This window comes from Protofrankia sp. Cr2 (assembly GCF_963555885.1).
Classification (GTDB): domain Bacteria; phylum Actinomycetota; class Actinomycetes; order Frankiales; family Frankiaceae; genus Protofrankia.
Window position 1 is genome coordinate 14,857 of record NZ_CAUVXG010000041.1, and the last position, 6,494, is coordinate 21,350.

4 protein-coding genes are annotated in these 6,494 nt (G+C 71.1%); 3 read left to right on the forward strand and 1 reads right to left on the reverse strand.

The features are described from left to right. The coding region (locus U9978_RS17310) for an ABC transporter permease subunit (protein WP_322762181.1) at nt 1-2,184 on the forward strand (2,184 nt) is incomplete at its 5' end. Between the two features lie 6 nt (nt 2,185-2,190). Here the strand turns inward: U9978_RS17310 and U9978_RS17315 are convergent. Further along, a complete protein-coding gene (locus U9978_RS17315) occupies nt 2,191-3,654 on the reverse strand; it encodes an aldehyde dehydrogenase family protein (RefSeq protein WP_322762182.1) in 1,464 nt (487 codons plus the stop codon). Nucleotides 3,655-3,751: 97 nt separating this feature from the next. On the opposite strand from U9978_RS17315, the gene U9978_RS17320 reads away from it, so the two are divergent. Together U9978_RS17320 and U9978_RS17325 are read left to right on the forward strand one after the other, a co-directional pair. Next, a complete protein-coding gene (locus U9978_RS17320; RefSeq protein WP_322762183.1) occupies nt 3,752-4,987 on the forward strand; it encodes a CoA transferase in 1,236 nt (411 codons plus the stop codon). A 70-nt stretch (nt 4,988-5,057) separates the two neighbouring features. Next, nucleotides 5,058-6,335, forward strand: a complete 1,278-nt coding sequence (locus U9978_RS17325) for an FAS1-like dehydratase domain-containing protein (protein ID WP_322762184.1) — start codon at nt 5,058-5,060, stop codon at nt 6,333-6,335. Nucleotides 6,336-6,494 lie beyond the last annotated feature (159 nt).

Below are 6,494 nucleotides of genomic sequence, written 5' to 3' on the forward strand. Positions count from 1 at the left end.
CTGGGGTTCTCCCCGGACGCGCTGGCCTGCGGCACGTGGGCGCTGGGGGGCGCCCTCGCCGGGCTGGCAGGCGCCTTCTTCCCCTCGCTCACCAGCGACTACCTCTCCGTCAACTCGCTGGCGTTCACGATCATCCCAGCGCTGGCGGCGGCGCTGCTCGGCGGATTCCGCTCCTACCCGTTGGTGCTCGTCGGCGGACTGCTGATCGGTGTCATCCAGAGCGAGTGCACGCACTACGTGCAGACGACCGGCGTTTCCGACGCCGTCCCCTTCCTCGTCATCGTGCTGGTGCTCGTCGTCCGCGGCCAGGGGCTTCCCGTCCGCGGGAGCACCGCTGACCGCCTGCCCGCGGTGGGCGCTGCGGTCCGCTCTCCCCTGTACGCGCTCGGGCTCGCCGCCGTCCTGGCCGTACTCGCGGCCACTGTCCTGCCGACCGACTGGAACGTGGCTCTGGTCAGCTCGATGTCCGCCGCCATGATCGCTCTGAGCGTCGTCGTCGTGACCGGGTACGCGGGGCAGCTGTCCCTCGCCCAGTTCGCGCTGGGCGGGGTGGGTGCCTTCGCCGCCGGGCGGCTGGTGTCCAACCACGGCTGGCCCTTCGAGGCGGCCGTGCCGCTGGGCGTCGCGACGGCGGTCGTGGTCGGCTTCGTCTTCGGCCTGCCCGCACTGCGCACCCGCGGCGTGAACCTCGCCGTCGTCACCCTCGGCCTCGGCTTCGCCTCCTGGTCGCTGCTGTTCAACAGCACCGACTTCACCGGGCGCAACCGCGGGACGCCCATCGCACCCCAGACCCTGCTCGGCATCCCGATCGACCCGGTGCTCCACCCCGGCAACTACGCGGCGTTGTGCGTGGTCTCGGTCGCGGTGGTCGCGGTGGCCGTGGCCAATCTCCGCCGCGGACGCAGCGGCCGGCGGCTACTCGTGGTGCGCGCCAACGAACGGGCGGCGGCATCGCTGGGCATCTCGGTCATACAGTCGAAGCTCTACGCGTTCAGCCTCGGCGCCGCGATAGCGGGGCTCGGTGGCATCCTCTACGCGTTCAGCTTCTCCGCCATCCAGTACACGACGCTGTTCGACCCCTTCACCTCGATCACGATCCTGACCCTCGCCGTCATCGGTGGTATCGGCTACGTCTCGGGGCCGCTCTACGGCTCGACGATCGCCGCCGCGGGCGTCGGAGCTCTCGTGCTCTCCAAGGCGTTCGACAGCGTCGAGGAGTACCTCCCGCTCGTCGGCGGCGTCCTGTTGCTTCTGCTGCTCCTGAGCGCGCCGGACGGGCTGGCGGGACGCAACATCGCCGTCGCCCGCCAGCTCCGGGCCCGCCTGCTCCGGAACCGTGTCGTGACGTCGAGCAGGACGTCCGTACCGCTGGGCGACCCGGGGGACGCAGGCACCGTCCCGGCCAGAGCACTGGAGATCCGCAACGTCACGGTTCGCTTCGGTGGGGTCGTCGCGCTCGACAACGTCGACCTCACGGTCCCACCGGCCACCGTGATCGGGATCCTCGGACCGAACGGCGCCGGCAAAACGACACTGATCGACGCGGTGACGGGCTACGCCCAGCCGGCCACAGGATCGGTCTCCCTGGGCGGCCGCGACATCGGCACGCTCAGCCCGCACCTGCGCGCCCGGGAAGGACTGTGCCGCTCCTTCCAGTCCCTTGAGCTCTTCGACGACATGACCGTCCGGGAGAACCTGCTCGCGGCGGCTGACTCGCACGACCGGCTGGCCTGGTTGCTCGACCTCGTCCGCCCCGGCGACGACCAGCTGCCGGCGGGGGTGGCGCGGGCGGTCCGGGACATGGGCCTGGCAGACGTGCTCGACGTCAAGGCCGAGAGCCTGTCCTATGGTCAGCGCCGCTCGGTCGCGATCGCCCGCTCGCTGGCGACCGAACCGTCGGTGCTGCTCCTCGACGAACCGGCCGCCGGGCTCGACGAGGACGAGTCGCGCGCCCTCGGTGAGCTGCTGCGCCGGCTCGCCGACGAGCGCGGGATCGGCGTGCTGCTCATCGAGCACGACGTCGCCATGGTCATGCGCACCGCCGACCGGGTGCTCGTGCTCGAGTTCGGTCGTGAGATCGCCGAGGGAACCCCGAGCGAGATCCGGTCCGATCCCGTGGTGGCCGCGGCCTACCTCGGCACCCGGGCCTCCCACGAGACCACCTCGGCGGTCTCCCGCACCTGAACCCTGCTACAGCGCCATCCAGACGTTCTTCGGCCGCGTGAACTCCCGGATCGCGTGGATTCCGCCCAGGCGACCCTGGCCGCTCTGCTTCACGCCGCCGAAGGGCGCTCCCGGGGGGATGCCGAGGAAGCCGTTGACCCAGATGTTGCCCGCCTCGAGCGCCGCGCAGACGCGGTGGGCGCGGCGCAGGTCGTCGGTCTGGACGTAGGCGGCCAGCCCGTAGGGAGTCGCGTTGGCGATCGCCACGGCGTCCGCCTCCGTGTCGAAGGGTGTCACGGCGAGCACGGGACCGAAGACCTCGTTCTGCGCGATGAAGTCGGTCGGCGCGACGTCGGCGAGGACCGTCGGTCCGATGAACCACCCGTCGGCGAGATCGCCGCCGAGGCGCTCGCCGCCGGTGACCAGACGATTGCCCTCCTTCTGCGCGGTGGTCACCATCCCCAGGATCCGATCGGCGGCGTCCTCGCTGACCACCGGCCCCATGACCGACGTCGGCACGCTCGGGTCCCCCACCGGGATCTGACCGAGGATCGCGGACAGTGTTGCGAGGAACGCGTCGTGGATGCTGCGCTGCACCAGGATCCGGGTGCCGAGAATGCAGCCCTGGCCCGAGAGCAGGACCGCTCCCGTCATGGCCTGCTGCGCGGCCGCGACGATGTCGGCGTCCTCGAAGACGAGGTTCGCGGACTTGCCTCCGAGTTCGAGTCCCACCGGCTTGAGCGTCTCCAGCGCCGAGGCGAGGATGCGCTTGGCCGTCTGACCGCCGCCAGTGAAGTGGATCTTGTCGACGCCGGGATGGCTGACCAGTGCCTGGCCACCGGCTGGTCCACCGGGCACCACGTTGATCACGCCGGGCGGGAAGCCGGCCTCAAGAAGCAGCTCTCCGATGCGCAGGCAGCCCCAGGGCGCGAGCTCCGACGGCTTGAGCACCACGCAGTTGCCCGCGGCCAGCGCGGGAGCCACGATCTGGCCGACGGAGACGACCGGTCCGTTCCACGGCACGATCACCCCGACGACGCCGTACGGCTCGTCGAGGGTGTAGTCCAGCGCCGGCACCGGCCACGTCCCGACGACCTCTCCACCGATCTTGTCGGCCCAGCCGGCGTTGTAGGTGAAGAGGTCCGCCGCGAGCAGCGGCGTGCTCGCGGCAATCATGGACGGCGTCCCGTTGTCGATCGTCGTGAGCTGCGCGATCGTCGCAGCCTCGCGTCGGATGAGCCGGGCGGCCTCGGCCAGCAGGTCGCGGCGCCGGTCCAGCGGCGTGGCGCGCCAGCCGGGCAGCGCGGCGCGGGCCGCCCGCACCGCGGCGTCGATCTCACCCGCGCCGGCCATCGCCACGCCGCGGGTCGGCTTCCCGGTAGCCGCGTACACGTGAGTGAACTCGCCTTCGCTGCTGTCTGACACCCGCCCGTCACCTATCAACAAACCCGGGTTCGGCAGGACGGTGAGATCAGCGTCAAGGACAGTCATTGGTCAATTCTGGTGCGGCCTGCCCGCGATTGCGCGCATCCGCGGCGCAAACCGGGTTTGCGCGACACCGGACATGTGGTGGGCAAGGGTGGGCGGAGTGAGTCGACTACTCGAAGGCGTCCGTGTCCTCGAATCCGCGATGCTGTTCAACGGCGACACCCTGGGCACCCTGCTCGCCGACCTCGGCGCCGACGTGATCAAGGTTGAGTCGCCCGGCATGGGGGACTACCTGCGCGGCTTCCTCGGCCAGATCACCCCGCAGCACAGCCCCGCGCACATCCAGGTCAACAAGAACAAGCGCAGCATCACCCTCGACCTGCGCCGGGACGAGGGCCGCGCGCTCTTCTACGAGCTGCTGTCCACCGCGGACGTGTTCGTCGACGGCTTCGCCGGCGACGCCTGTACGAAGCTCGGGATCGGCTACGCCCAGCAGCAAGCGGCGAAGCCCGACATCGTCTACTGCCAGTACTCCGGCTACGGCAGCGAGGGCCCGCTGGCCAGCATGCCGACCCACGGGCAGATGACCAACGCGCTGGCCGGCGCGGTGCCGGTCGAGATGGGCCCGGACGGGCTCGTCCGGCAGGTGCAGACGCCCGACTACCTGGGGGGCACCACCAGCGGCGGCGAGGGCACGGCCGCCGGAGCGGTCCATGCCGCGTTCCACGTCGCCGCCGCCCTGTTCCAGCGCGAGCGGACCGGCGAGGGCTGCTTCCTCGACGCCGCCGCCAGCGACGCGGTCATCGCGCAGGCGTGGATCGCCGTCACCTACAACCTCAACCGGGACCGGGTCACCGACCACGCGACGATGCCGAGGACCGAACAAGGCGACAGCGGGTCGGCATTTTACCAGTTCTACGAGGCGCGCGACGGCCGGTTCCTGCTGTTCTGCGCCACCGAGCCCAAGTTCTGGCGCGGCTTCTGCCTGGCCGTCGACCGCGCCGACCTGATCGACAGGCTCGACGCCAGCGGGCCCTTCGACTTCGGCTTCGGCCTCCTCGGTCTGCGCCGGGAGCTTCAGAAGATCTTCCACACCCGCGACGCCGACGAGTGGGTCGCCCTCGCTCTCACCCACCACGTGCCGCTGACCCGGGCCAACCGCCTGCGCGACCTGCTTGACGACCCGCACGTCCGCGCCCGCGGCATCCTCGTCGAGGACGAGCACCCGCTGGCCGGGCCCTTCACCTACGTCGGCGAGGCCGTCCGCGTCCAGGGTCAGCCGTGGGAGCTGCGCCGGCCCGCCCCCACCCTCGGCCAGCACACCGACGAGTTGCTCGCGGAGATCGGGCACGGTCCGCAGGATGTCGCGGCGCTGCGCGCGGCGAAGATCGTCTGATGGCCCGCGTGAAAGTGCCCTTCCCGCCCGGGAGGGTCACCCAGGACCCGCATGTCGGGACACTCGAACCATGAGCGTGACGACCGACCAGCAGGCAGAGTTCGAGCGGGCCTCCTCCAGCGTCTTCGTCCAGGAGGACCTCGCGCAGGATCGGGCGGCGCTCGGGCGCCTCGTGGCGAGCAGGCAGCAGGAGTACCTGTCCACCGCGACCCCGGAGGCCATCCGCAACTTCGCCCACAGCTACGGCGACGACAATCCGCTGTTCTGCGACCCGGGTCACGGTGAGACGAGCCGGTGGGGCGAGCAGATCGCGCCACCGATCATGGCTGCGGTCCTCAACGCGCCACTGCTCGGCGATAAGGACCCCTTGGCCAAGGGCGGCTCCTACCGGGGCATCCACGCCTTCGTCTCCGGCGGTACCTGGACCTGGTACCGGCCGGTGCGACCGGGTGACACCCTCTACAGCCTCTCCGGCCTGGAGTCGGTGGAGACCAAGCAGTCGGAGTTCGCCGGCAGCTCGGTCATCCGGGTCCTGCGTGACATCAAGGTCAACCAGCGCGCGGAGGTCGTCGGCGTCTACCGCACGCTCGTGATCTACACCGAGCGGAAGAAGGCGCGGGAGAAGGGCAAGTACGCGGAGATCCCCGTGCCGAGCTGGGACGATGCGCAGCTCGCCGCCCTCGACGAGACCTACGCCGCCGAGACCCGCCAGGGGCGGGCCCGGCTCATGTGGGAGGACGTCGAGGTCGGCCAGGCCATGGGAGCCAAGGCCAAGGGCCCGTTGACCACGACGGACATGATCATCTTCCACGCCGGCGGCTACGGCTTCGTGCCCTACGGGCTGAAGACCGGTCGCCGCGGCTGGGAGAACCGGCAGCGCATCCCGGCGTTCTACGTCAAGAACGAGTACGGCGTCCCCGACGTCGCGCAGCGCGTCCACTGGGACAACGCGTGGGCGCAGGCGATCGGCAACCCGCGCGCCTACGACTACGGCGTGCTGCGCGAGTGCTGGCTGCACCACTTCCTCACCGACTGGGCGGGTGACGACGGCTGGGTCGAACGCCAGCACGACGAGATCCGCAAGTTCAACTACCACGGTGACGCCCAGGTGCTCGGCGGCGAGGTGACGGGCAAGCGGGTCGAGGACGGGCGGGCGCTGGTCGACGTCGCGGTGTGGGCGCGCAACCAGCGCGACGAGGAGACGGCCCGCGGGACGGCGACGATCGCCCTGCCCAGCCGCGAGCACGGCCTGCCGGTCCTGCCGGCGGTGCCCGCCGAGCTGAGCCGGGCCGCGACGCAGGTCATGGCCCGCCACGGCGAGCTGCTCCGCGAGCGGCGCTCACGCTGAGGCGTCCGACCGCCCGTCCGACCGCCCCGTACCGTCGCCGACGCTGGCCGCGGGCGGCCCCGTCCAGGTGATCAGGTGGGCAGCTCCGCCATCTCCCAGCCGAAGAGACGCTCGGCGTTGCGGTGGGTGATGGCGGCCCGGTCTTCGGCGGACACGCCC